Annotated in this window: 21 protein-coding genes; 16 read left to right on the forward strand and 5 right to left on the reverse strand. The window is 70.0% G+C overall.

Annotation, left to right across the window (positions count from 1 at the left end; genetic code table 11):
• The first annotated feature begins 105 nt into the window (after positions 1-105).
• Complete coding sequence (groES, locus tag ACLL9L_RS02380; protein WP_411283043.1) at positions 106-399, forward strand: co-chaperone GroES; 294 nt, start codon at positions 106-108, stop codon at positions 397-399.
• A gap of 156 nt (positions 400-555) precedes the next feature.
• Positions 556-2,175 carry a chaperonin GroEL gene (gene groL / locus ACLL9L_RS02385; protein ID WP_411283044.1) on the forward strand — a complete coding sequence of 540 codons (1,620 nt, stop codon included), beginning with the start codon at positions 556-558 and terminating at the stop codon, positions 2,173-2,175.
• A 164-nt stretch (positions 2,176-2,339) separates the two neighbouring features.
• On the opposite strand, the gene ACLL9L_RS02390 is transcribed toward groL, so the two are convergent.
• Positions 2,340-2,636 (reverse strand): WhiB family transcriptional regulator, encoded by a 297-nt coding sequence (locus ACLL9L_RS02390; RefSeq protein WP_411283045.1) that lies wholly within the window; start codon positions 2,634-2,636, stop codon positions 2,340-2,342.
• A gap of 276 nt (positions 2,637-2,912) precedes the next feature.
• On the opposite strand from ACLL9L_RS02390, the gene ACLL9L_RS02395 reads away from it, so the two are divergent.
• The 4 genes from ACLL9L_RS02395 to ACLL9L_RS02410 all read left to right on the forward strand — a co-directional run bounded on the left by ACLL9L_RS02395 (position 2,913) and on the right by ACLL9L_RS02410 (position 7,848).
• Entirely contained in the window at positions 2,913-4,727 is a 1,815-nt protein-coding gene (locus ACLL9L_RS02395) for a PHP domain-containing protein (protein ID WP_411283046.1), read from the forward strand.
• Complete coding sequence (locus tag ACLL9L_RS02400; RefSeq protein ID WP_411283047.1) at positions 4,724-5,329, forward strand: hypothetical protein; 606 nt, start codon at positions 4,724-4,726, stop codon at positions 5,327-5,329. Before ACLL9L_RS02395 ends, ACLL9L_RS02400 begins: the two co-directional genes overlap by 4 nt.
• A 70-nt stretch (positions 5,330-5,399) precedes the next feature.
• Positions 5,400-6,917, forward strand: a complete 1,518-nt coding sequence (gene guaB / locus ACLL9L_RS02405) for an IMP dehydrogenase (RefSeq protein WP_411283048.1) — start codon at positions 5,400-5,402, stop codon at positions 6,915-6,917.
• 7 nt (positions 6,918-6,924) lie between these two features.
• Positions 6,925-7,848, forward strand: a complete 924-nt coding sequence (locus ACLL9L_RS02410; RefSeq protein WP_411283049.1) for an acyltransferase domain-containing protein — start codon at positions 6,925-6,927, stop codon at positions 7,846-7,848.
• A 34-nt stretch (positions 7,849-7,882) separates the two neighbouring features.
• Here ACLL9L_RS02410 and ACLL9L_RS02415 read toward each other — a convergent pair whose 3' ends face one another.
• A complete protein-coding gene (locus ACLL9L_RS02415) occupies positions 7,883-8,656 on the reverse strand; it encodes a hypothetical protein (RefSeq protein ID WP_411283050.1) in 774 nt (257 codons plus the stop codon).
• 91 nt (positions 8,657-8,747) lie between these two features.
• Here ACLL9L_RS02415 and ACLL9L_RS02420 point away from each other — a divergent pair, with 91 nt between their 5' ends.
• Entirely contained in the window at positions 8,748-9,869 is a 1,122-nt protein-coding gene (locus ACLL9L_RS02420; protein ID WP_411283051.1) for a GuaB3 family IMP dehydrogenase-related protein, read from the forward strand.
• Between the two features lie 56 nt (positions 9,870-9,925).
• Positions 9,926-11,518: a succinic semialdehyde dehydrogenase gene (locus tag ACLL9L_RS02425; protein WP_411283052.1), complete on the forward strand. Its 1,593-nt coding sequence runs from the start codon at positions 9,926-9,928 to the stop codon at positions 11,516-11,518.
• A gap of 595 nt (positions 11,519-12,113) precedes the next feature.
• Here the strand turns inward: ACLL9L_RS02425 and ACLL9L_RS02430 are convergent.
• Entirely contained in the window at positions 12,114-12,737 is a 624-nt protein-coding gene (locus ACLL9L_RS02430; RefSeq protein WP_411283053.1) for an RpiB/LacA/LacB family sugar-phosphate isomerase, read from the reverse strand.
• A 52-nt stretch (positions 12,738-12,789) separates the two neighbouring features.
• Complete coding sequence (locus ACLL9L_RS02435; protein WP_411283054.1) at positions 12,790-13,890, reverse strand: alcohol dehydrogenase catalytic domain-containing protein; 1,101 nt, start codon at positions 13,888-13,890, stop codon at positions 12,790-12,792.
• A gap of 189 nt (positions 13,891-14,079) precedes the next feature.
• Between ACLL9L_RS02435 and ACLL9L_RS02440 the strand changes: the two genes are divergently transcribed.
• The 7 genes from ACLL9L_RS02440 (at position 14,080) to ACLL9L_RS02470 (ending at position 22,224) form a co-directional block, all read left to right on the forward strand.
• Positions 14,080-14,871 carry a triose-phosphate isomerase gene (locus tag ACLL9L_RS02440; RefSeq protein WP_411283055.1) on the forward strand — a complete coding sequence of 264 codons (792 nt, stop codon included), beginning with the start codon at positions 14,080-14,082 and terminating at the stop codon, positions 14,869-14,871.
• 109 nt (positions 14,872-14,980) lie between these two features.
• A complete protein-coding gene (locus tag ACLL9L_RS02445) occupies positions 14,981-15,649 on the forward strand; it encodes a DUF2291 family protein (RefSeq protein ID WP_411283056.1) in 669 nt (222 codons plus the stop codon).
• Positions 15,646-17,238, forward strand: a complete 1,593-nt coding sequence (locus tag ACLL9L_RS02450; protein WP_411283057.1) for a sugar ABC transporter ATP-binding protein — start codon at positions 15,646-15,648, stop codon at positions 17,236-17,238. The genes ACLL9L_RS02445 and ACLL9L_RS02450 overlap by 4 nt, the downstream gene beginning before the upstream one ends.
• Positions 17,235-18,398 (forward strand): ABC transporter permease, encoded by a 1,164-nt coding sequence (locus ACLL9L_RS02455; protein ID WP_411283058.1) that lies wholly within the window; start codon positions 17,235-17,237, stop codon positions 18,396-18,398. Before ACLL9L_RS02450 ends, ACLL9L_RS02455 begins: the two co-directional genes overlap by 4 nt.
• Positions 18,399-18,456: 58 nt before the next feature.
• Positions 18,457-19,464 (forward strand): D-ribose ABC transporter substrate-binding protein, encoded by a 1,008-nt coding sequence (locus ACLL9L_RS02460; RefSeq protein ID WP_411283059.1) that lies wholly within the window; start codon positions 18,457-18,459, stop codon positions 19,462-19,464.
• Positions 19,465-19,590: 126 nt separating this feature from the next.
• Positions 19,591-20,430 (forward strand): DeoR/GlpR family DNA-binding transcription regulator, encoded by an 840-nt coding sequence (locus ACLL9L_RS02465; protein ID WP_411283060.1) that lies wholly within the window; start codon positions 19,591-19,593, stop codon positions 20,428-20,430.
• Positions 20,431-20,496: 66 nt separating this feature from the next.
• On the forward strand, positions 20,497-22,224 hold the full coding sequence (locus ACLL9L_RS02470) for a dihydroxyacetone kinase family protein (protein WP_411283061.1): 1,728 nt from the start codon (positions 20,497-20,499) through the stop codon (positions 22,222-22,224).
• Here ACLL9L_RS02470 and ACLL9L_RS02475 read toward each other — a convergent pair.
• Entirely contained in the window at positions 22,208-22,603 is a 396-nt protein-coding gene (locus ACLL9L_RS02475) for a hypothetical protein (protein ID WP_411283062.1), read from the reverse strand. The two genes, ACLL9L_RS02470 and ACLL9L_RS02475, sit on opposite strands and share 17 nt — an antisense overlap.
• Before the next feature lie 194 nt (positions 22,604-22,797).
• On the opposite strand from ACLL9L_RS02475, the gene ACLL9L_RS02480 reads away from it, so the two are divergent.
• Complete coding sequence (locus ACLL9L_RS02480) at positions 22,798-23,016, forward strand: hypothetical protein (RefSeq protein WP_411283063.1); 219 nt, start codon at positions 22,798-22,800, stop codon at positions 23,014-23,016.
• Positions 23,017-23,031: the final 15 nt, after the last annotated feature.

Genomic DNA, 23,031 nt, shown 5'->3' on the forward strand with positions numbered 1-23,031 from the left:
CCTGGAAGTGCCAGCCGCCCGGTGTGATCGACCCCCGCGACGGCGACCGGCCGGGCACGAAGACATCCCATCCGTATCGACATTCCCGAAGGGGAGGTCAGCATCGTGTCGGTTTCCATCAAGCCGCTCGAAGACCGCATTGTGGTCAAGTCCCTCGAGGCCGAGCAGACCACGGCGTCCGGTCTCGTCATCCCGGACACCGCCAAGGAGAAGCCCCAGGAGGGCGAGGTCCTGGCTGTTGGTCCCGGTCGCATCGACGACAAGGGCAACCGCGTCCCGCTCGACATCAACGTCGGCGACAAGGTCATCTACAGCAAGTACGGCGGCACCGAGATCAAGCACGGCGGTGAGGAGTACCTCATCCTCAGCGCCCGCGACGTCCTCGCGATCGTCGGCTGAACGAGCCCCAGGCAACACCGCTTCACAGCAGGTATGCCGTGAGCCCGCCCGGGCGTGAGGGTCACCTCCCGCCCGGGCGAGCCCGGCACAGGAACGAAACCACCAGCCGGCGGGCGCCTCCCCGAGGTGAGCACCCGGCATACGCAAAGGAAGTTCATGGCCAAGACGCTGGAGTTCAACGACTCCGCACGCAAGTCGCTGGAGCGTGGCGTGGACGCGCTCGCCAACGCAGTCAAGGTGACGCTCGGCCCGAAGGGTCGCAACGTCGTCATCGACAAGAAGTGGGGCGCCCCGACGATCACCAACGACGGCGTGACCATCGCCCGCGAGATCGAGCTCGAGGACCCCTACGAGAACCTCGGCGCGCAGCTCGCCAAGGAGGTCGCGACCAAGACCAACGACGTCGCCGGTGACGGCACGACCACCGCGACCGTCCTCGCCCAGGCGATGGTCAAGGAAGGCCTGCGCAACGTCGCGGCCGGCGCCGCCCCCTCCGCCCTCAAGCGCGGGATCGACAAGGCCGTCCAGGCCGTCAACGACCGCCTGCTCGAGCACGCCCGTGAGGTCGACGGGACCAAGGAGGTCGCCGCGGTTGCCTCGTTGAGTGCCCAGGACGAGACGATCGGCACGCTCATCGCCGAGGCGTTCGACAAGGTCGGCAAGGACGGGGTCATCTCCGTCGAGGAGTCCTCGACGACGGTCACCGAGCTCGAGTTCACCGAGGGCATGCAGTTCGACAAGGGCTACATCTCGGCGTACTTCGTCTCCGACCCCGAGCGCATGGAGGCCGTCCTCGAGGACGCCTACATCCTCATCAACCAGGGCAAGATCTCCGCCATCTCCGACCTGCTGCCCATCCTGGAGAAGGTCGTCCAGGCCGGCAAGCCGCTCCTCATCGTGGCCGAGGACGTCGACGGTGAGGCCCTGTCGACGCTCGTCGTCAACAAGATCCGCGGCACGTTCAACGTCGTCGGGGTCAAGGCTCCCGGCTTCGGTGACCGCCGCAAGTCGATGCTGCAGGACATCGCCATCCTGACCGGTGGTCAGGTCGTCTCGCCCGAGGTCGGCCTCAAGCTCGACCAGGTCGGCCTCGACGTGCTCGGTCAGGCGCGCCGGATCGTCGTGACCAAGGACAACACCACGATCATCGAGGGTCTCGGCGAGAAGTCCGAGGTCGACGGCCGCGTGAACCAGATCAAGGCCGAGATCGAGCGCACCGACTCCGACTGGGACCGCGAGAAGCTCATGGAGCGCCTCGCGAAGCTCGCCGGGGGTGTCTGCGTCATCAAGGTCGGCGCGCACACCGAGGTCGAGCTCAAGGAGAAGAAGCACCGCATCGAGGACGCCATCTCGGCGACCCGCGCGGCGATCGAGGAGGGCATCGTCGCCGGTGGCGGCTCGGCCCTCATCCACGCCGTGTCGGCCATCGACGAGCTGAACCTCGAGGGCGATGAGGCCACGGGTGCCTCGATCGTGCGCAAGGCCGCTGTGGAGCCGCTGCGCTGGATCGCCGAGAACGCGGGCGTCCAGGGCTACGTGGTGACCTCCAAGGTGGCCGAGCTCGAGGTCGGCAACGGCTTCAACGCGGCGACGGGCGAGTACGGCGACCTGATGAAGGTCGGCGTCATCGACCCGGTCAAGGTCACCCGGTCGGCGCTGCGCAACGCCGCCTCGATCGCGTCCATGATCCTCACGACGGACACCCTCATCGTGGAGAAGAAGGAGCCCGAGCCCGAGCCCGCCGGTGGCGGACACGGACACGGACACGGTCACTGACCGTGATCTCCTGACCGGCGGAGGGTGACATGCCCTCCGCCGTGGGAGCATGCACGAGGGCCGCATCACCGCCGAGAGGCGGGGATGCGGCCCTCGTGTGCAGGACGGCGCGATTGGGCGACCACCTGCGCGAGCGGGGGGCCGGCTCAGCAGGCGGCGCCGGCTCAGGAGGCGGCGGAGGCCGCCTGGCTGCCGGCGGCGACCGCTTCTCGCTCGTCCTCGGTCATGGCGCCCCACACGCCGTACGGCTCACGGACGCGCAGGGCGTGCTCGCGGCACTGGGTGAGCACCGGGCAGCCCCCGCAGACGGCCTTGGCCGCCGAGTCGCGGTCGCGGCGGGCCGGTCCCCGTTCACCCTCTGGATGAAAGAACACGTCCGGGTTCTCGCGCCGGCACGAGCCGTTGAGCTGCCAGTCCCACAGGTCCGCAACCGGACCCGGTAACCGCGAGATCTCTGCCATCTGGATGCCTCCGCCTTCATGATTCGAGGTGGTGCAGGCGTCGGTGCTCGGGACGGGCGGGACGCCACGGCTGAGCCCCGGGGGGCCCACTCCACCTGCTCGACGCTAGCGAGGGGTCCCTCCTGCCCTCTTCCGGGCTTGGTCAACACTCCGTAAAGAATTGGTCTTCTCGTCTTTGCTCATCTGCTGTTCATCTCGTGGCAACCGCCTGCCGCTGCCCATCGCTCTTACCCTTCTCAGGGCACGCATGGTGCCTCGAACTCGACGGAGGCATTGATGGCTGACGACCAGCACCCCGACACGCACCCGCACGGCCACTCGCGCGAGGCAGCCCACTCGCACGAGGCAGCCCACGCGCCCGAGGCAGGCCACGAGGACGAGCACCACCAGGCTGGTGCCGGCCCCGAGCCGGAGATTCTTCCGCCGGCGCTCGACCTGTCGATCCCGGACTCCGAGCTCTCCCCCGGTCAGCTCGGCCGTCGTGGGTTCCTCCACCGCGCCGGGCTCCTCGGGGCCGCTGCAGCCGGAGCCGGCGTCCTGGCGACCGGACCGGGGGCCGGGTCGGCCGCGGCGGACTCCGAGGACGACCGGGAGCACGGGCCGCGCGGGCAGGGCCATCGCCCCGTCGACGCGCGGAACCTGCTGTGGCTCGTGGGCGACCACCACATTCACACCCAGTACAGCCCGGACGCCCAGTACCTCGTCTCGCAGCAGGTCGACAGGGCGAGCCAGTACGGCCTCGACTGGATGGTCATCACCGACCACGGCAGCGTGGGCCACGCCAAGATCGGCGTGGAGAAGGTCCACCCCGACATCGTCCAGGCCCGCAAGGACAACGCCCGCACCCTGGTCTTCCAGGGCCTGGAGTGGAACATCCCGGCCGCCGAGCACGGCACGGTGTTCGTCGCCCCCGGCGACGGCGACGTGGCGCTGCTGAAGGAGTTCGAGAACTCCTTCGACGGCGTCGTCACCAACACCACCGCCTCGACCGCCGCGAACGAGGCGGTGGCCCGGTCGGGCCTTGCCTTCCTCGGCACCTCGGTGCGCTCGAAGCGGGTCGCCGACGCACTGATGCTGGCCAACCACCCGGCCCGCAAGGGCATCGACAGCCCCCACGAGATCCGCGGGTGGCGCGACACCGAGCCGACCATCGCCGTCGGCATGGAGGGCGCCCCCGGCCACCAGGCGGCCGCCATCCCCGGTGCCGGCCACGAGAGGAACGGCCGCGGCTACTACGACAACGCCCCGTCCGCCGCCAGCTTCCCGGGCTACCCGGCGGAGTCCTACGTGACCTACGGGGGTTTCGACTGGATGACCTCGACCGTCGGCGGCCTATGGGACTCACTGCTCGCGGAGGGCAAGAGCTGGTGGATCAGCGCGAACTCGGACTCGCACCAGATCTACGGTGACCGCTTCAAGCCGGGCCCCGACGACCTCAACACGACCGGCAGCCGGGGTGCCCCCGTCGACACCGGCGCGCCGATCGCCGGCTACGGCGACTTCTGGCCGGGCTACTACAGCTCCACCGTCGTCGGGGCGACCGACTTCTCCTACGGCGCCGTCATGGCCGGGATCCGCGCCGGGCGGATGTACGTCGTCCACGGTGGCCTGATCGGCGGCCTGTCGGTCAGTGTGGGTGGGGACGACTCGGGGGCGACCACCCTCGGCGGGACGGCCACCTTCGAGCGCAACCGGCGCCCGCGGCTGACGATCGACATCGCCCTCGCCGACCGCCCGAACTACCACGGCGACGTGCCCGTGCTGAAGAAGGTCGACGTCATCGTGGGACGGGTGACGGGACCCGTCACGAATCCCGACTCGTTCCTGGCCCCCGACACCCGTGTCGTGCGCAGCTTCGATGTCCCGGCCTCGGCCCGCGGCGGCGTCGTGAGCCTCACCCACGACCTCGCCAGGATGGACGGCCCGTTCTACGTCCGGCTGCGCGGGAGCGACGGCAGGCGCACGGCGCCGGGACTGCTCGGGGCCTCCGTCGACCCGTCTGGCCCCAAGGTCGACGCGCTCGGCAACGCCGACCCGTGGCAGGACCTGTGGTTCTACACGAACCCGATCTTCGTCATGCCCCGTCAGTGAGCACGACCTGCGTCGGGCTGGCCGCGGGCCAGCAGGACCGCTCCGAGATGGAGCACCTGCTGGCCGTCGCGGTCCAGCTCCTCGACGGGGTCGTCCTCGCGTGCACGCATGTCGTCGACGGGGCCTGGGCCGCCTCCGTCGAGACCACGGCCGACGTGGGCCGGTCCGGCGAGCTGTGGGCCCTCCTGCAGGAGCATGGCGCTGGCGACGTGGCCGTCTGCGTGCGATCTCGGGGCGACGACCCCCGGATCGACGACCCCCGGGTCGACGTCGCTGGCCCCGTCGGCCTGCGGCACGCGGCCGGTCAGGCGTCCCTCGAGCTCGCCGGGCGCCTGGCCGGTCGGGCGGTGCTCTTCCCGGGGCAGGGCCGCCTCACCGGTGAGGTCGCCACCGACGACGTCCCGGCCCTCAGCGCGATCCGTGCCGTCGAGGGGATCGCCGGCACCCCGACCGTCGGGACCCGGCTGGTGACCCGCGACTTCGTTCGCCCGGTCCTGCGGGCCGGCGCGCTCGTCCTGCAGGTGCGCCCCTTCGGCGAGGAGGGGACCGTCGCGCCGTTCGAGGTGCCGGACCCGACCCCCTGCTGCGCCGCTCACGGATGAGCTGGCCGCGCCTCCCGCCGCGCCACCTGCCGCGGCGGGTCGGGCCGGTCGGGTCGATTAGAATCTGGCAATGAGTCATGGTCCGTCCGAAGTCCCTGCCAAGTTCGCCGCCCTCGGCCTGACCTATGACGACGTGCTCCTGCTGCCCGGCGAGACCGACGTCATCCCGAGCGAGGTCGACACCACCGCGCAGCTGACCCGGGAGATTGTGCTCAAGGTGCCGCTCGTCTCCTCCGCGATGGACACTGTCACCGAGTCCCGGATGGCGATCGCGATGGCACGCCAGGGCGGCATCGGCGTGCTCCACCGCAACCTCTCGATCGACGACCAGGCCTACCAGGTGGACCTCGTCAAGCGGACCCAGACCGGGATGATCTCCAACCCCGTCACGATCGGTGCCGACGCCACGCTTGAGGACCTCGACCAGAAATGCGGCCAGTACCGCGTGTCCGGCCTGCCCGTCGTCGACGCCGACAACCGCCTCCTGGGCATCATCACCAACCGCGACCTGCGCTTCACCCCGGTCGCGGAGTGGGCCAGCACCAAGGTCGACGAGGTGATGACCCCGATGCCGCTCGTCACTGCCCCGGTCGGCATCAGTCGGGACGACGCCACCTCCCTGCTGCGCCAGCACAAGCGTGAGCGGCTGCCGATCGTCGACGACACCGGCCGGCTCGCGGGGCTCATCACCGTCAAGGACTTCGTCCGGTCCGAACAGTTCCCGCACGCCAGCAACGACGGCCAGGGACGCCTGCTCGTCGCCGCGGCCATCGGCTACTTCGGCGACGCGTGGAAGCGCGCGACGACCCTCGTCGAGGCGGGCGTCGACGTCCTCGTCCCCGACGTCGCCAACGGCCACGCCCGGCTCATGCTCGAGATGATCGCCCGGCTGAAGTCCGACCCCGCCACCAGGCACGTCCAGGTCATGGGCGGCAACGTCGCGACCCGCGCCGGCGCCCAGGCGCTCGTCGACGCCGGGGCCGACGCGGTCAAGGTCGGTGTCGGGCCCGGGTCGATCTGCACCACGCGCGTGGTCGCGGGGGTCGGCGTCCCGCAGGTCACCGCGATCTACGAGGCATCGTTGGCCTGCAAGCCCGCCGGCGTCCCCGTCGTCGGCGACGGTGGCCTGCAGTATTCTGGCGACATCGCCAAGGCGCTCGTCGCCGGGGCCGACACGGTGATGCTCGGCTCGCTGCTCGCCGGCTGCGAGGAGAGCCCCGGAGACCTGATCTTCGTGGGCGGCAAGCAGTTCAAGACCTACCGCGGCATGGGTTCCCTGGGGGCGATGGCCTCGCGCGGCAAGAAGTCCTTCTCCAAGGACCGCTACTTCCAGGCCGACGTCACGAGCGACGACAAGATCGTCCCCGAGGGCATCGAGGGCCAGGTCGCCTACCGCGGACCCGTGCAAGCGGTCGCCCACCAGCTCATCGGTGGCCTGCACCAGTCGATGTTCTACGTCGGGGCCCGCACGATCCCCGAGCTGCAGGAGCGCGGCCAGTTCGTCCGGATCACCGCGGCCGGCCTCAAGGAGAGTCACCCGCACGACATCCAGATGGTCGTCGAGGCACCGAACTACAGCACCCGCTGACGGCGCCGTGGCCACCGCCCCGGGCGAGGCGCCGGGCCAGGCCCTGGCCGAGGCAATCCGGCTCTTCGACGTCCCCGCCGCCGATGTCGCACCCCTGCTCGCTGCCCACGACGCGGTATGCCGTGACGACGGGTTGCGCCGCTGGGTCGCCGCGGCCGCGGGACCGCTGCGGGCGGCCATGGGCCACCCGTCACCCGGCCCGGCCCTCGACCGCCGTCCGGACGCGCCGACGGACGTGGCCCGCTACCTGCCGGTGCTCGTCCTGGCCGACGTGCTCCCCGACATGCGCGCCCACCACCGCTCCCTCGGGGTGGCCCAGGACGTCACTGCGGCGACGCTGGCGGACGTGGGGCGGATGCTGGCTCGCAACCGGGTCTGGGAGGGCGAGCCCGGTCTCGGGGACGAGCTCGCCGGCTGGCTCACCCGGCACCTGCACGGCGCCCTCTTCCAGATCGGCCGTCTGCAGTACGAGCGCGTGATCCTCGGGGAGGGGCTGGGTGCGGAGCTGCGCATGAGCGGGTTCCCCTGCGGTCCGGGCGATCTGACGCTGAACCTGCACGTCCCCGAGACCGGTGCCCGACTCGATCCGGAGGCGGTGGGTGCCTCCCTGACGGCGGCCCGGACGTTCTTCCGGCGGCGGTTCCGCGACGAGCGCCCGGTGGGCATGACCTGCCACTCGTGGCTGCTCGACCCCCGGCTGGCCGACCACCTCCCTGCGGACAGCAACGTCGTCGCGTTCCAGAGGCGGTTCGCCCTCGGGCCGCCGCGCGCCGAGGACGGAGACCTGTCGGTGCGCAAGTTCGTCTTTGGCGACACGACGACACCCGTGCGGTCGCTGCCACAGCGCACCCGGCTGGAGAAGGCGGTCGTCCGCCACCTCCGCACCGGTGGCCACTGGCAGGTCCGCAGCGGCTGGCTGCCAGCAGGCTGAGCCCGGGCCGAGCCCGCAACCCGGGCCGGCCAGCTCAGATGTGCTCGGGCGCTGCCGTGCCGAGGACGCGGAGCCCGTTCGCGAGGACCACGCGTGCGGCCTCCGCCAGTGCTGGCTCCTGGCTCGGCGCCACCTGCAGCCAGGCGAGCGCCGCCGCGGCCACCCTCTCGAGGTGGCGACCAAGGACGGCGGGATCGTCGGCACCGACTGCCCGGTCCACGACGCCGGGGACGTCCGCGAGCAGTCCGACCAGCCCCTGCCTCGGCCCCGTCACCAATCTGTCCGTGGCGTCCGGCACGTCGACGGTCCCAGCCACCGTCGTGCTGGACGCACGGTGGTCGGTGAGCCTGGTGAGCCGGGCGTGGGCGAGCTGGACGAGCAGCACCGGGTTGGCGAGGGTGCGCGGCATGTTGACGGCCGCCTGGACCCACGTCGGCGGGGGACCGAGCACCAGGGCGCCGTCACCACCGCGGCCGTATGCCGTCCTCTCCGCCAGGACGGCCGCCACCACCGCGTCGGCCGGGTCGTCGGACACGGTGATGTCGAGGAACCCGTCCCCGCTGACGACGACCCGACTGATGCCCGGCGCCGACCCGAGCCGCTCGGCGAGCAGCTCGGCGAGGTGGGTGGACGGCATACCGGCGGCGGCAGCCAGCCGCAGGGCGATCGGGGTCGACCAGTCGCCGTGGCCCCCGGGGCCAGGCCTGGTGACCACGACCCGGGCCCGGGGGTCGACGTCGAGGTCGCCAGCAGCGACGGCCTCCACCAGCACCGCACCGACCAGCTGCGCGAGCTCGTCCGGGGTCACCGTCCGAGCGTAGGCGTGCAGGTCCCTCGACGACCGCGGCGGCGCCATCACACCCTCTGCGCACACCCGGACCTCCCGATAGCCTTGCGCGGTGACTGAGATCGAGATCGGCCGAGGCAAGCGGGGCCGCCGGGCCTATTCCTTCGACGACATCGCTGTCGTGCCCTCGCGGCGCACCCGCGACCCGGAGGAGGTCTCCGTCTCGTGGCAGATCGACGCCTACCACTTCGAGATCCCCGTCATCGCGGCGCCGATGGACTCGGTAATGTCACCGCGGACCGCGATCACCCTCGGCAGGCTCGGCGGGCTCCCGGTCCTCGACCTCGAGGGGCTGTGGACCCGATATGAGGACCCGGAGCCGTTCCTCGAGGAGATCGTCGGGCTCGAGCCGGCCAAGGCAACGGCCCGCATGCAGCAGATCTATGCCGAGGAGATCAAGCCCGAGCTCATCTCGGAGCGGCTGCGTGAGCTGCGCCAGGCGGGGGTCACCGTCGCCGGCGCGCTCAGCCCGCAGCGGACCCAGCAGCACTGGAAGACCGTCGTCGACGCCGGGTGCGACCTCTTCGTCATCCGCGGGACGACGGTCTCGGCCGAGCACGTCTCCGGCCGGGCCGAGCCACTCAACCTCAAGCGGTTCATCTATGAGCTCGACGTGCCCGTCATCGTCGGCGGCGCCGCGTCCTACACCGCGGCCCTGCACCTCATGCGCACCGGCGCGGCGGGCGTCCTCGTCGGATTCGGGGGAGGGGCGGCCCACACCACCCGGCGCACCCTCGGCATCCACGCACCAATGGCGTCGGCGATCGCCGACGTCGCGGCGGCCCGACGGGACTACCTCGACGAGTCCGGGGGCCGCTACGTCCACGTCATCGCGGACGGTGGGGTCGGCACGTCCGGTGACATCGTCAAGGCGGTCGCCTGTGGCTCCGACGCGGTGATGCTCGGGGCCGCGCTGGCGCGGGCGACCGACGCCCCGGGCGCCGGGTTCCACTGGGGCCCCGAGGCCCACCACGGAGAGCTCCCGCGCGGTGAGCGCGTCGAGGTCGGGGCGACGGGGTCGCTCGAGGAGATCCTCTTCGGGCCCGGTCACGTCGCGGACGGCACCACGAACATCATCGGGGCGCTGCGCCGGGCGATGGCCACGACCGGCTACTCCGACGTCAAGGAGTTCCAGCGCGTCGAGGTCGTCGTCGCGCCCTACCAGCAGGTCTGATCCTCGGCCCCGTCGTCGGTGGCTCGCCCTCCGTCAGAGACCTACCCTTGGGCACCATGGCCCCCGACACGATCGCCGACCCCGAGACCGACGCCTCCGCAACGTATGCCGTGGAGCCGTCGACGGCGCGTCGCCTCACCTCCCGAGTGGTGTGCGCACCCCGCCCGCAGTGGCGCACGATGACGAGCCCGATGACGGGCGCGCCGATCGCGTCGCTCCCTCTGTCCACCCCGGCCGACGTCGCGGTCGCCGTGTGCGCGGCCCGCGCCGCCCAGCGTGGCTGGGCCCGGACGCCGCTGGAGGTGCGCTCGGCGATCATGCTGCGGCTGCACGACCTCGTCCTCGAGCGCCAGGTCGAGATCCTCGACCTCGTCCAGCTCGAGGCGGGCAAGGCGCGCGCCCACGCGTTCGAGGAGGTGGCCGACACGGCCATCTGCGCCCGGCACTATGCCCGCTCCGCCGCGGCATACCTGCGTCCGCAGCGCCACGCCGGCGCCTTCCCGCTTCTCAGCCAGAGCGTCGAGCTGCTCCATCCCAAGGGGGTCGTCGGGGTGATCTCGCCGTGGAACTACCCCTTCTCGCTCGCGATCACCGACCTCATCCCGGCCCTGCTCGCCGGCAACGCCGTCGTCCTGCGGCCCGACCTGCAGACGGCGCTGACAGCGCTCAAGGGGGTCGAGCTCCTGGCCGAGGCCGGCCTGCCCGAGGGGGTCCTCCAGGTCGTGCTCGGCGACGGCGAGAGCGTCGGGCAGGCGGTCGTCGAGACGACCGACTACGTCTGCTACACCGGCTCGACCGCGACGGGGCGCCTCGTCGCGCAGGCCGCGGCCAAGCGGCTCGTCGGGGTCTCGCTCGAGCTCGGCGGGAAGAACTCCCTCTACGTCCGGGCCGACGCCAACCTCGGCAAGGCCGTTGCCGGCGCCGTGCGCTCCGCCTTCGCCTCGGCCGGACAGCTCTGCATGCACACCGAGCGACTCATCCTCCACGAGCAGATCGCGGACGAGTTCCTCGAGCGATTCGTCGTCGCCGTGCGCGCGATGCGGCTCGGGCCGGAGCTCGCCTACGGCATCGACATGGGCAGCCTCCTGTCTCCGGGACAGCTCGAGCGCACCGTCGCCCACGTCGAGGACGCCCGGAGCAAGGGCGCCTGCGTGCTGGTCGGTGGGCGCGCCCGACCCGACCTCGGGCCGTACTTCTACGAGCCCACCGTCCTCGCGGGCGTCACCGCGGCGATGGACTGCCGCGACGAGGAGACCTTCGGGCCGGTCGTCTCGGTCTACCGCGTCGCGAGCGACGACGAGGCGGTCAGGCTTGCCAACGACTCCGACTATGGGCTCAACGCGAGCATCTTCACCCGGGACGTGCGGCGTGGGCGCGCCATCGCCCGCAGGATCCGGGCGGGCACGGTCAACATCAACGACGGGTATGCCGCGGCGTGGGCCTCGACGGCCGCCCCCATGGGCGGGATGAAGGACTCGGGGCTGGGCCGCCGGCACGGCGCAGAGGGGATCCGGAAGTACACCGAGTCGCAGAACGTCACCGCGCAGCACCTCGTGGGGTTCGCGCCCGCCCTCGGCCTGTCCGACGAGCAGTGGACGCGCGGGCTGACCCTGGCGCTGGTCGCGATGCGCAAGCTGGGGCGGTCCTGAGTGTGGCCGTGGCACGGCGTCAAGCAGATCGGGTAGAGCCCACTTGAGCTCCGAACGATGGGGCAACTCGGACGGTGACCTGGCATCTCCTGAGCTGGAACCAGATACATTGAAGGCCACGTCTTTCACCCCAAGAGTCGGCGTCTTCGATCGTTGGCTCTCGATGGCGGGTGGCGTCTGAACCAGGACAGCACCTCCTGAAAGGTGAATGGCCCAGACGCAGTCGTTGCGTATGCGCGCAGTCGGTCCCAGACCGTAAGAGACTCGACATTGGGCACTCGCTCAGGTTGCCACACCCTTGACCGCGACGAGGAGCCAGGCCGAGCCGCCCGCCAACCTTGCCGTGCGTCCTACCGCCGCCTGCAGGGCCAGTCACTTGGGACTAACGTCGATGCGGTTCTGGTGACTGGACGCTTGGGCGGCGGGCGGGGGCTGGGCCTTCTGTTAGGTCGCCGCGTGAGGTGACTCCATGACCGGTGCGACCATCCTTCTGCCGTTCCAGCGTGCCACGATGTCGCCCGGCGTAGCTGGCGAGGTATGACACGGGGCCCTGTCGCCCATCGCCGACCTGATCCGCTGAACCTCTCGCGGGCTGTCAGGTCGTCGGGGCCCCGGCACGTCGCACGCCGTGTGGTGGTTCGACGGCACCGGCGTCGATGGACCCCGTCGGCACCTCCTGGCCGTCCCACGCCGCGTCCTCACCCTCGAACCCGGTGATGATGTCGATGTTGGCGGCGGAGTGCGAGGCCGGGTCGAACTCGTAGCCTAGCCACTCGCGCGCCAGGCGCCGGGCCAGCTCGAGACCGATGACCCGCTGGCCCATCGTCAGCACGTGGCAGTCGTTGGACAGGATCGAGCGTTCGACGCTGAACGAGTCGTGGGCCACCGTGGCCCGCACGCCCGGCACCTTGTTGGCGGAGATGGCCATCCCGATGCCGGTGCCGCAGATGAGGATCGCCCGGTCGGCGTCCCCGCGGGCGATGGCCTGCCCCGCGAGGATGCCGACCTGTGAGTAGGAGGCGTCGTCGGCCAGCTCGTTGAGGCTGCTCACGTCGACCAGCGAGGCAACCCGCTCATCGCGCGAGAGGTCGTCGGCGAGGACGGCCTTGTAGTCGGCGCCGGCCGAGTCGCTGCCGATCAGCAGGCGGTAACGGGGCGGCGCCGTGGACGTGCTGTCCTCGGATGTCACGTCGTCCGACGTCGTCTGGTCGGATACCATGTGTAGCTCCCTTTGAGGTTCTTGAGGGTGACCGGGCCGTGGACCGACAGGGTCACTCAGGGATGAGGGACACCTTGATCGAGGCGTCGCCGGCCGCGACGAGGTCGAGGCCCTGCTGGAACTGGCTGAGCGGGAGCTGGTGGGTGCAGATCTCGTCCATGGGCAGGGTTCCGGACTCGATCATCCGGATGGCCGCGGGCCAGCAGTGCGGGCCGAGGTGCGCGCCGAGGACGTCGAGTTCCTTGTCGTCGCTGATGATCGACCAATCGACGGTGACGTCCGAGCCGAAGACGCTGTACTCGACGTAGGTGCCGAGCTTGCGCAGGAGGTTGAGGCCCTGCAGGACCGCCGAAGGGTGGCCGGTGCCCTCGAGGTAGACGTCGGCTCCGTAGCCGCCGGTGAGCTCCTGGACCAGGGGGAGGGGGTCCTGTTCGGCGATGTTGACGGTGTGCGTGGCGCCGCACTTCTTCGCCAGCTCAAGCTTCGCCGGGGCCATGTCGAGGGCGACGATGGCCGCGGGCGACTTCGCGGCCGCGCCGGCGATCATGCCCAGACCGATCGGGCCGCATCCAGCGACGACGACGACGTCCTCGAAGACGATGTTGGCCCGTTCCACGGCGTGGAGGGCGCAGGACAACGGCTCCGCGAAGGCCGCGTGGGCCGGCGGCACGTCGCCACTGATCTTGTGCACCCGGGCCTCCCGCGGGAAGACCATGTAGCTGGCCATGCCGCCCGGCGTCTTGCGCTTGAACCCGAACATGATGTGCGGTCCGCACATCCAGTACTGCCCGCGCTGGCAGTAGCGGCACTCCCCGCAGGGGACGATCTGCTCGGCCACGACCCGGTCGCCGACGGCGACGTCCCACCGCTGCGCCGCCTCGTCGTCGAGACTGACGATCCTGCCGACGAACTCGTGGCCCGGGATGACCTCGGTCTCGGCCCAGGCCGCCCGGTTCTCGTCGCCCCAGAACTTCGCGGCGCCGTGGTAGCACTTGAGGTCGCTGGCGCAGATGCCGACCGCCTCGACCTTGACGAGCGCCTCACCGGCACCGGCCTGGGGGGTCCCCACCTGCTCGAGCCGGTAGTTCTCCGGGGCGTGGCAGACCACGGCGGTCATGGTCGTGGGCGGGTCGACGACGTCGTTGTCAGCCATCAGGTTCTCCTAGGTGAGGTCGAGGGGGACGGCGCCTGCCCCACCGGGTGGCCGGGCTCCCAGGGCGCCTGCCGAGGGGGCCACATGGGGATGTTCCCTCGGTTCCGTTTCCAATCTAACACCATCGAGCGGGAAAATAACATAGAATTTGCGCGAATCAGCGAGTCCAATGTCGAGTGTAGGAGTGACATGGCGACGAGTGACATGTTGAGATCGACGGTGTGGGTCGGGACGAGCTGGAAGATGAACAAGACCCTCGACGAGGCGCGCAGCTATATCGACGAGGTCTGCGGAGCGACGGTCGGCACGGAGGTGCAGCTCTTCGTGCTGCCGGCCCACACCGCACTGGCGGCGGTCCGGGACCGTATGCCGCGTGGGAACCGGCTGCTGCTGGGTGCCCAGAACGCGCACTGGGGCCCCGAAGGCGCCGGCACCGGGGAGATCTCGATGAGGATGGCCAAGGACGCGGGCGCCCGCATCGTCGAGATGGGCCACTCGGAGCGGCGGGAGCACTTCGGCGAGACCGACGCGACGGTCGCGGCGAAGGCCAGCGCCGCTCTCGATCACGCGCTCATTCCGTTGATCTGCGTGGGCGAACCGTTGGCAGTGCTGGAGGCTGGCGACGCGTGGCCTTTCGTCTCCGCCCAGGTGCGTGCGGCCCTGGCGGCCGTGCAGCCGGCGCAGGTGGCAGACATCCTCGTGGCCTACGAGCCGGTCTGGGCGATCGGCGCCGGCGGTCGCCGCCCGACGACCGAGCAGGTTGCACCGGTGATGGCGAGCCTGTCGCAGCTCCTCGCCGAGCTGGGGGAGGGCCGCCCGCCGCGCGCGTTGCTCTACGGGGGCAGCGTGGACGAGTCGAACGCGGTGGAGCTGCTGGCGATCCCCCACACCGACGGGCTCTTCGTCGGCCGAGCCGGCTGGGACGCCGCCCGGTTCCTCTCGGTGGCGGCGCAGGCGGCCAGCACAGTCGCAGTCCCGTGACCACAACGTGGCCGGAGGTGTCGCGAACGCTTGTAGGTTGTCGGTCTGAGGTGTAACTTTCACGTTAACAACGTAGTTTTATCGCTCTCCAACGATGTAGGAGCGTTCCGTGACAGCTCTCCGGCACAGTCGCACCCGTCTCATCGGGCTCGTGCTGCTGCTCGCCCTCGTCGTGGCGATGCTGCTCAACACGAAGTTCCTCACACCGCAGGCCCTCGCCAACATCGGCCCCAAGCCGTTCGACCCGGCGCAGACGGCCGCGACCCTGTTCACGAAGGCCCAGACCGACGTGGCATCGAAGGGCAAGCCGCTGACCGAGGTGCTGCCCGCCGTCCAGGCCGACATCAAGGGCGCCGCGGCCAAGTACGGCGCGGTCAGCCCCGCGGAGAACTCCTACGTCTTCGCGGTCACCGCCACGGGCATCGTGGGCGACGTGACCACCGCCGACGACATCAGGCTCCAGATCACCGGGCTCCCTGCCGGGTCGACGATCCTCGTGCCGACGACGGCCGCGATCAACGGGACCGTCCTACGCGACGCGATGGGCTTCAAGTTCGCCGAGGCGCCCGGTCAGACCCAGTTCCAGTACGTCGGCGACGAGCTCAAGAAGCTGATGCAGGGCAAGGTGGTCGCCCCGGCCGGTGACCCCACGAAGCTTAAGGGCAAGACGGTGACGGTCACCGGGGTCATCGGTATCACCGCTTCGCCCGGCTCGAACACCGTCCCCACCGCGAAGCCGGTCAACATCCAGCCCGTCAAGATCGAGGTCGCGTCATGAGCGCCGCCCCGACCGCGCCAGCCGAGCCCACCGACATGGTGGCGGCCGCGGACGGCGAGGTGGTCCTGCGGGCCGTCGACATCAGCCAGACCTACGGGGTGACGCGCGCCCTCAAGAGCGTGAACTTCGAGGTCCGCCGAGGCAAGGTGACCGTGCTCTTCGGGGAGAACGGGGCCGGCAAGTCGACCCTGATGAAGATTCTCTCCGGGGTCGAGACGCCCACGGGCGGCCACATCGAGCTGGACGGCGAGGTGGTCAGGCTGGACTCGACCACGTATGCCGTCGCGCAAGGGATCTCGATCATCCACCAGGAGCTGAACCTGTGCGCGAACCTCAACGTGCGCGACAACATCTTCATCGGCCGCGAGCTGCGGACCAGGACCGGGGCCATCGACTACACGCGTGAGCACGAGATCACCGCCCAGCTCATGGAGCGCCTCGAGGAGCCCATCCGGCCCACGACGCTGGTGCAGGACCTGCGGGTCGGGCAGCAGCAGATCATCGAGATCGCCCGGGCGCTGGCCGCCGACGCGCGCATCCTCATCATGGACGAGCCCACGTCCGCGCTGTCAGCAACCGAGGTGGAGGTCCTGTTCAAGGTCATCCGCGAGCTGACCAGCCACGGTGTCGCGATCGTCTACATCTCGCACCACCTGGAGGAGGCCATCGAGATCGCCGACTACGCGGTGGTCTTCCGCGACGGCGCCCTCGTGGCGACAGAGGTGGCCGAGCGGATCGACCTGCCGTGGGTGGTCCGTCAGATGGTCGGCCGCGACGCCGACTACGACTTCCGCGACGAGCCACGTGACTACGCAGACGTCGCCCTGTCCGTCGAGAGCGTCACCGTCGTTGACGCGGAGGCCGGTCGCGTCGCGGTCAACAACGTCTCGCTGGAGGTGCGCCGGGGCGAGATCGTCTGCATCTACGGACTGATGGGCGCCGGGCGAACCGAGCTCATGGAGGCCCTCGCGGGCCGCGACCCCGTGTCCACGGGACGGATCCTCCTCGATGGCAACGACATCGCGGGCACCACGGTGCAGGAGCGCATCGGCCTGGGTCTCGGCCTCGTGCCCGAGGACAGGCAGCGCGACGGGCTGATCCAGATGATGTCGGTCGGGCGCAACATGTCCCTGCCCAGCCTGCTGAACCGGGTCAAGAACTCGTTCATCGAGCTCGGCAAGGAGAAGGCGTCGATCGCCAGGCAGAGCCTCGACGTGCGGGTCAAGACGTCCGGGCCGAACGCCCCGATCACCTCGCTGTCCGGCGGGAACCAGCAGAAGGTCGTCATCGCCAAGATGCTCATGGCCGACCCCAAGGTCCTGCTCCTCGACGAGCCGACGCGCGGCATCGACGTCGGCGCGAAGGGCGAGATCTTCGCGTTGCTGTTCCGGGAGGCACGCCGCGGCCTGGCCGTCCTCTACGTCACCTCCGAGGCCGGTGAGGCGCTGACCGCCTCCCACCGAATCCTCGTGATGAGCAGGGGCCGGATCGTCCGCCAGTTCGACCCCCGCAGCTGCACCCGCGACGAGCTGATGACCGCGTCGGGCGAACACGGCACCGACTACGACCCGAACGGAGACCCCCGATGAGCCAGCAGACGACCACTGCGTCCGCGTCCCCCGCCGGCGCCCCGGCCCCCGCGGCGGAGGGCAAGGCCAGCCGCATCAACGTCAACGCCCTGCTCGTCGAGGGCCGCGCGCTGATCGCGCTCATCATCATCATTGTCCTGTTCTCCGTGCTCAGCAGCAACTACCTCACGGCCGGAAACCTCACGAGCATCACCAAGCAGGTCGCCTTCAACGCGATCATCGCTCTCGGCATGCTCCTCGTCATCCTCAACGCCGGCATCGACCTGTCCGTCGGGTCGACCGTCGGCCTCAGCGGTGCAATCGCCGGCAACCTGTTCCGGGGTCTGCACCTGCCGTTGAGCGAGGCGATCATGCTGCCGAAGGTCTGGGTCATCGTCGTGCTCGCGGTGGCTGTCGGGATGCTCATCGGGCTCATCAACGGGCTGCTCATCTCGCGGCTGAACCTGGCCCCGTTCATCGTCACCCTCGGCATGCTCTACGTCGCCCGGGGGCTGACCCAGGTGTTCCTCAATGGCCAGAACATCACCGACGAGCTACGCGGCCAGCCTGGCTTGGACAACACCGGGTTCCTCGAGACGTTCGCATCCAAGCCCCTGGGGATTCCGCTGGCGGCGTGGGTCATGGTCGTCCTCGCTGTCGCCTTCTCGATCCTCATGACCCGCACGCCCTTCGGCAGGTGGCTGTATGCGACCGGTAGCAACCCCCGCGCCGCGCAGCTGTCGGGAGTGCCCGTCAAGAAGGTCCAGACCCGCATCTACGTCCTCTCCGGCATGTGTGCAGCCATCGTCGGGATCCTCCAGATCGCCAACATCAGCGCCTCGACCGCTGACCTCGGCCAGTTCTACGAGCTGAACGCCATCGCGGCCGTCGTCATCGGCGGGGCCGCGCTGTCAGGTGGCCGGGGCACCGTCCGCGGCACCATCATCGGCGCCTTCGTCATCGGGTTCCTCGCGAACGGGCTGGTCATCATCGGCGTCTCCCCCTTCTGGCAGCAGGTCGTCACCGGCGCGGTGATCATCCTCGCGGTCGCCGTCGACCAGATCCAGCAGATCGCCCAGCGGCGTCGCAACGCCCGGCGGGCGGTGGCGAGCGTGCAGAAGAGGACACCGTCCACGCCGTCGACACCGTCGACGCCCGCATCGCCTGAAGCCGCCGCTTGACCTCACGCGAGACCTCCCCATCGCACCGCAACACCCGTCATCCCTCGAAAGGAACCTCATGATCGCCAGCAAGACGGCCCGCATCCTCATCGCGGCCACCGCCCTCGCAGGTCTGGCCGCCTGCGGCAACACCTCCACCCCTGGCACGTCCGCACCTGCGGCCAGCACGGCCGCCAGCGGGGGCGGCGGTGCGGCCGCCGGCGGGACCATCGCCATCATCACCGTGGACCCGTCGAACCCGTACTGGAAGGCCGAGGTCGACACGGCCAAGGCCGCCGCCGAGGCCCTGGGCTACAAGACGACGACCGGGGCGCACAAGAACAAGCCTGACCAGCAGGAGTCACTCATCGAGACGGCGATCAACAGCAAGGTCGCCGGCATCATCCTCGACCCGGCGGGCGCCAAGGAGAGCATCTCAGCGGTGCAGAAGGCCGTCGACGCCAAGATCCCGGTCGTCCTCATCAACGCGGAGATCAACAAGACCGGCCTGGCCAAGGCCCAGATCGTCTCCAACAACGCGCAGGGCGCGACCGTCGGCGCCGAGGAGTGGACGAAGGCGATGAACTACAAGGGCGAGTTCGTCGAGCTGTTCGGCGATCCCAGCGACAACAACGCACAGGTGCGCTCCGACGGGTACAAGGCCGTCATCGCCCAGTACCCCGACCTCAAGCAGGTCGGCAAGGAGATCGCCAACTGGGACCGCCAGCAGGGGCAGGACAAGATGGAGGCCCTGCTCTCCGCGCACCCCACCATCACGGGAGTCATCGCAGGCAACGACGAGATGGCCCTCGGGGCCATCAACGCCCTCAAGGCCGCCGGCAAGCTGGCCAACGTCAAGGTGCTCGGCTTCGATGGCAACCAGGACGCGGTGAACGCCGTGACGGCTGGTGACATGGTCGCCACCGTGCTGCAACCCATCGTCGCCGGCACGAAGAAGGCCGTCACGCAACTCGACGGCGTCATCAAGAGCGGGAAGACCGGCGTCGCCGACGAGAAGCAGGCTCTCGACTGCGTGCTCATCAACAAGGCCAACGCCTCGAAGTTCAACAACTTCGTCCCGCAGTGAGCTCGACGGGCCCGGCCGCCGCTCTCGGCGGCTGGGCCCGACGGAGGGACGTCCCTTCGTCGGCACGGCATACTGAATTCGGACATGCCCGAAAGGTGTGTGCGACCTCGCATCCAGGAGACCACGGTGACACAGCTGGAGTATCCGCCGGCCAGCGTCGGGTCACGCAAGCGCAAGACCGAGCAGCGCAAGCAGCTCATCACCGAGGCGCTCGTGGCGGCCGGGGTGGCCACTCCCCAGGACCTGGCCGCGCGGTTCGGGGTCAGCATCGTCACCATCCACCGCGACCTCGACGAGCTCGAGCGCCGCGGGATGGTTCGCAAGTTCCACGGCGGCGTCACGGCGCAGCCATCGGGGGTCTTCGAGTCCCAGATGTCGCACCGGCTGGCCACCATGGCGGTCGAGAAGGCCGCGATCGCCGCCGCAGCACTGAAGTACGTCGAGCCGGGCGAGTCGGTGATGCTCGACGACAGCACCACGGTGATGCGGATGATCGACGGCTTCGCCGACCTCGTTCCGCTGCACGTGGCCACCCCGTTCGTGACCGGTTTGCGCAGCCTCACCGAGCTCGCCAAGGCCAACGACGGGCTCACTGTCATCGGCATCGGCGGCCGCTACGACGTCGCCCACGACTCGTTCGTCGGGGTGCAGACCAACGAGCAGGTGCGCGGCCTGCACGTCGACGCCCTGTTCATGTCGACGTCCGCCGTCTCCACCATGGACATGTACCACCAGGAAGAGCAGATCATGATGCTCAAGCGTCAGATGCTCGAGTCGGCCAGCAGACGCTATCTCCTCGTGGACCACAAAAAGCTCGGCCAGAAGGCGCTGCTCAAGATCGCCTCCCTCACCGATCTCGACCTCATCATCACCGACCCCGGCGCGGACCCCAGGATCCTTGCAGCGTGGAGCGACATGGGCGTCTCCTACGAGATCGCCCAGATCGTCGAGCCGTCCGCCGTCTAGCCGGTCCACCGCCGTCACGAACCTCAGCGGCCGCCGACGCCGTCACGCCAATGGAGGGAACCCAGCATGACCCACGTCTACAACGACCCTGCCGACTTCCGGAGCGAGGTCCTCGACGGCTTCGCCGCGGCATACCCGCAGTATGTGCAGCGGGTGACCGGCGCGTCCGGCTTCACCCGCGCCGGCGGGCCCCTAGAGGGCAAGGTCAGCCTCCTCATCGGCGGGGGATCAGGGCACTACCCGTCCTACTCCGGGGTCGTCGGCACTGGCTTCGCCGACGCCGGGGTCCTCGGCGACATCTTCGCCTCGCCCTCAGCGGAGCAGGTCTACCGGGTGGCGAAGGCGGCCGACGGCGGCGCAGGCGTCATCCTGTCGTTCGGCAACTACGCCGGAGACCGGCTCAACTTCGGCCTCGCCCGGGATCGGCTCATCGCCGAGGGGATAGACACCCGTATCGTCTTCGTCACCGACGACATCGCCTCCGCGTCGGTCGAGGAGCACGAGAAGCGGCGCGGCATCGCCGGCACCTTCACCGTCTACAAGATCGGCGGCGCGGCAGCCGAGGAGGGCTTGTCTCTCGACGAGGTCGAGCGAGTCATGCGCGCCGCGAACGCCGCCACCTTCTCCTTCGGGGTGGCGTTCGAGGGCTGCACGCTCCCCGGCGCACACAAGCCGCTGTTCGTCGTCGAGGACGGCCAGATGGACTTTGGGCTAGGCATCCACGGCGAGCCGGGCATCTCGTCGCGGCCCTGGATGCCGGCGCGAGAGCTGGCCGAGGAGCTGGTCCGCACCGTCGTGGCGGAGCGTCCCGCCGACGCGAGCGGGCGGGCCGCGGTGCTGCTCAACGGGCTGGGAGCGACCAAGTACGAGGAGCTGTTCGCCCTCTGGGGTAACGTCTCTACGCTGCTGCAGGAGGCGGGGGTCGAGCTGGTCATGCCGGAGGTCGGCGAACTCGTCACCAGCCTCGACATGGCCGGCTGCTCGATCTCGGTGACCTGGCTCGACGACGAGCTCGAGCGGCTGTGGACCGCGCCCGCGCAGACCCCCGCCTTCCGACGGGGCGCCGTCGCCGAGAGCAGCCAATTCTCCCGGCACCACGTAGTCGCCGCAGAGGTGGCACCAGAGGCTGACGAGCAGGGGAGCGAGGCGTCCATCGCCGCCGGCCGGGTCGCCCGCCGCGCTGTCGCCGCGCTCCACGCGGTGGTCGAGACCAACAAGGACTACCTCGGCGAGATCGACGCCATCGCGGGGGACGGCGACCACGGCATCGGCATGTCACGCGGGTCAACCGCCGCACTCGCGGCCGCGAACGACGCCGACGGGGGAGTCCATAGCGTGCTCGGCGCCGCCGGGGCGGCCTTCGGGGACCGCGCCGGCGGGACCAGCGGGGTCCTATGGGGGATGCTGCTCGACGGTGTCGGGCGCGCGCTGGGCAACACCGAGGCCGTCACCGCGACGAGCGTGGCCGCGGCGGTCAAGCATTCAGCGGTCGACCTCCAGCGGTTCAGCAAGGCCAGCCTGGGCGACAAGACCATGCTCGACGCGCTGTTCCCCTTCGTCGACTCCCTGGTGGACGAGGTGGCCGGCGGCGCGCCGCTCGGCGTGGCGTGGGAACGGGCCGCCAGCAAGGCCGTCACCGCCGCCGAGGCCACGGCGCCGCTGGTCCCGAAGATCGGTCGGGCCCGGCCGCTGGCCGAACGCAGCGTGGGGACCCCGGACCCCGGTGCCGTCTCACTCGGACTCATCGTCACCGCGATCGGGCAGGAACTGCGCGAGGTCACCTGTCTCGGCTGACGTCGCCGGGAGCGACCCGGCCCAGCCGACTGCGCGGGGTCGGCCCGGGTCGGGGCCAGGCGGACTCAGACGGCGTGCGGAAGCCTCGGGGCTCCCGCTGCAGGTCCTCACGCACGGCCTGGAGCCGAGCCCTGGCCACGTTGGACCGGTGCTGCGGGCTCAGCCGGCGGACCTGGTTGTCCCCGCCCGGCCCGGGCTCTCTCGGCGCCTCGGCCCGCTGTGCCTGCTGTCCGTTGGGCTGCGCCCGCGCCTGCCGCAGGGCCGTCTGCCCGTCGAGCAGGGAGTCGATGACACCATTTGGGCCCCGCGTGGTGACCATGAAGTCCCTGATGGCGCGGTTGCCCCGGAACCACTCCGCATCGACCGTCGGCTGGCTCATCCCGAGACGCCGGGCGATCGCGGCCGCAAGCCACAACGACTACGTCGTCGTAGACATGCGAGGCACGTTCGCGGAAGGTAAATCTCTTCGAGAGATGGTTGATGATGTCGGCTTGCTAGGCCTCTACCGGCACACTTACCAACTACTAGAGCGGTGTTGCCCACTCTGAATGGTGGTCTATCGAAATCCACTCGATGGAGCGGTGCCTCCACATCCTCCACATCATCCACCGCGGCCACCTCATCCCGAGCCTCGACCTTTCCTACGGCGGGAACGTCGAACTCGCCAGGTCATGGGTCATTGCGCTCAACGCACTGATCCGAATGAGCCTCCACCTCCTCGGAACCGACGAGCAAGCCGTCGCGAACGCGTTCGACTGGCTCGAGTCGCTTGACGACGAAGGAGCAGGCTAGTCCGATAAATTCCGC

It is taken from the genome of Lapillicoccus sp. (assembly GCF_046595215.1).
GTDB lineage: Bacteria > Actinomycetota > Actinomycetes > Actinomycetales > Dermatophilaceae > Lapillicoccus.

Excerpts from the sequence above, each read along its gene's own strand:
- groL (WP_411283044.1), top strand. The coding sequence starts at position 556 with ATGGCCAAGACGCTGGAGTTCAACGACTCCGCACGCAAGTCGCTGGAG.
- ACLL9L_RS02390 (WP_411283045.1), bottom strand. The coding sequence starts at position 2,636 with ATGGCAGAGATCTCGCGGTTACCGGGTCCGGTTGCGGACCTGTGGGAC.
- ACLL9L_RS02395 (WP_411283046.1), top strand. The coding sequence starts at position 2,913 with ATGGCTGACGACCAGCACCCCGACACGCACCCGCACGGCCACTCGCGC.
- guaB (WP_411283048.1), top strand. The coding sequence starts at position 5,400 with ATGAGTCATGGTCCGTCCGAAGTCCCTGCCAAGTTCGCCGCCCTCGGC.
- ACLL9L_RS02425 (WP_411283052.1), top strand. The coding sequence starts at position 9,926 with ATGGCCCCCGACACGATCGCCGACCCCGAGACCGACGCCTCCGCAACG.
- ACLL9L_RS02430 (WP_411283053.1), bottom strand. The coding sequence starts at position 12,737 with ATGGTATCCGACCAGACGACGTCGGACGACGTGACATCCGAGGACAGC.
- ACLL9L_RS02435 (WP_411283054.1), bottom strand. The coding sequence starts at position 13,890 with ATGGCTGACAACGACGTCGTCGACCCGCCCACGACCATGACCGCCGTG.
- ACLL9L_RS02440 (WP_411283055.1), top strand. The coding sequence starts at position 14,080 with ATGGCGACGAGTGACATGTTGAGATCGACGGTGTGGGTCGGGACGAGC.
- ACLL9L_RS02450 (WP_411283057.1), top strand. The coding sequence starts at position 15,646 with ATGAGCGCCGCCCCGACCGCGCCAGCCGAGCCCACCGACATGGTGGCG.
- ACLL9L_RS02455 (WP_411283058.1), top strand. The coding sequence starts at position 17,235 with ATGAGCCAGCAGACGACCACTGCGTCCGCGTCCCCCGCCGGCGCCCCG.
- ACLL9L_RS02460 (WP_411283059.1), top strand. The coding sequence starts at position 18,457 with ATGATCGCCAGCAAGACGGCCCGCATCCTCATCGCGGCCACCGCCCTC.
- ACLL9L_RS02470 (WP_411283061.1), top strand. The coding sequence starts at position 20,497 with ATGACCCACGTCTACAACGACCCTGCCGACTTCCGGAGCGAGGTCCTC.
- ACLL9L_RS02475 (WP_411283062.1), bottom strand. The coding sequence starts at position 22,603 with ATGAGCCAGCCGACGGTCGATGCGGAGTGGTTCCGGGGCAACCGCGCC.
- ACLL9L_RS02480 (WP_411283063.1), top strand. The coding sequence starts at position 22,798 with ATGGAGCGGTGCCTCCACATCCTCCACATCATCCACCGCGGCCACCTC.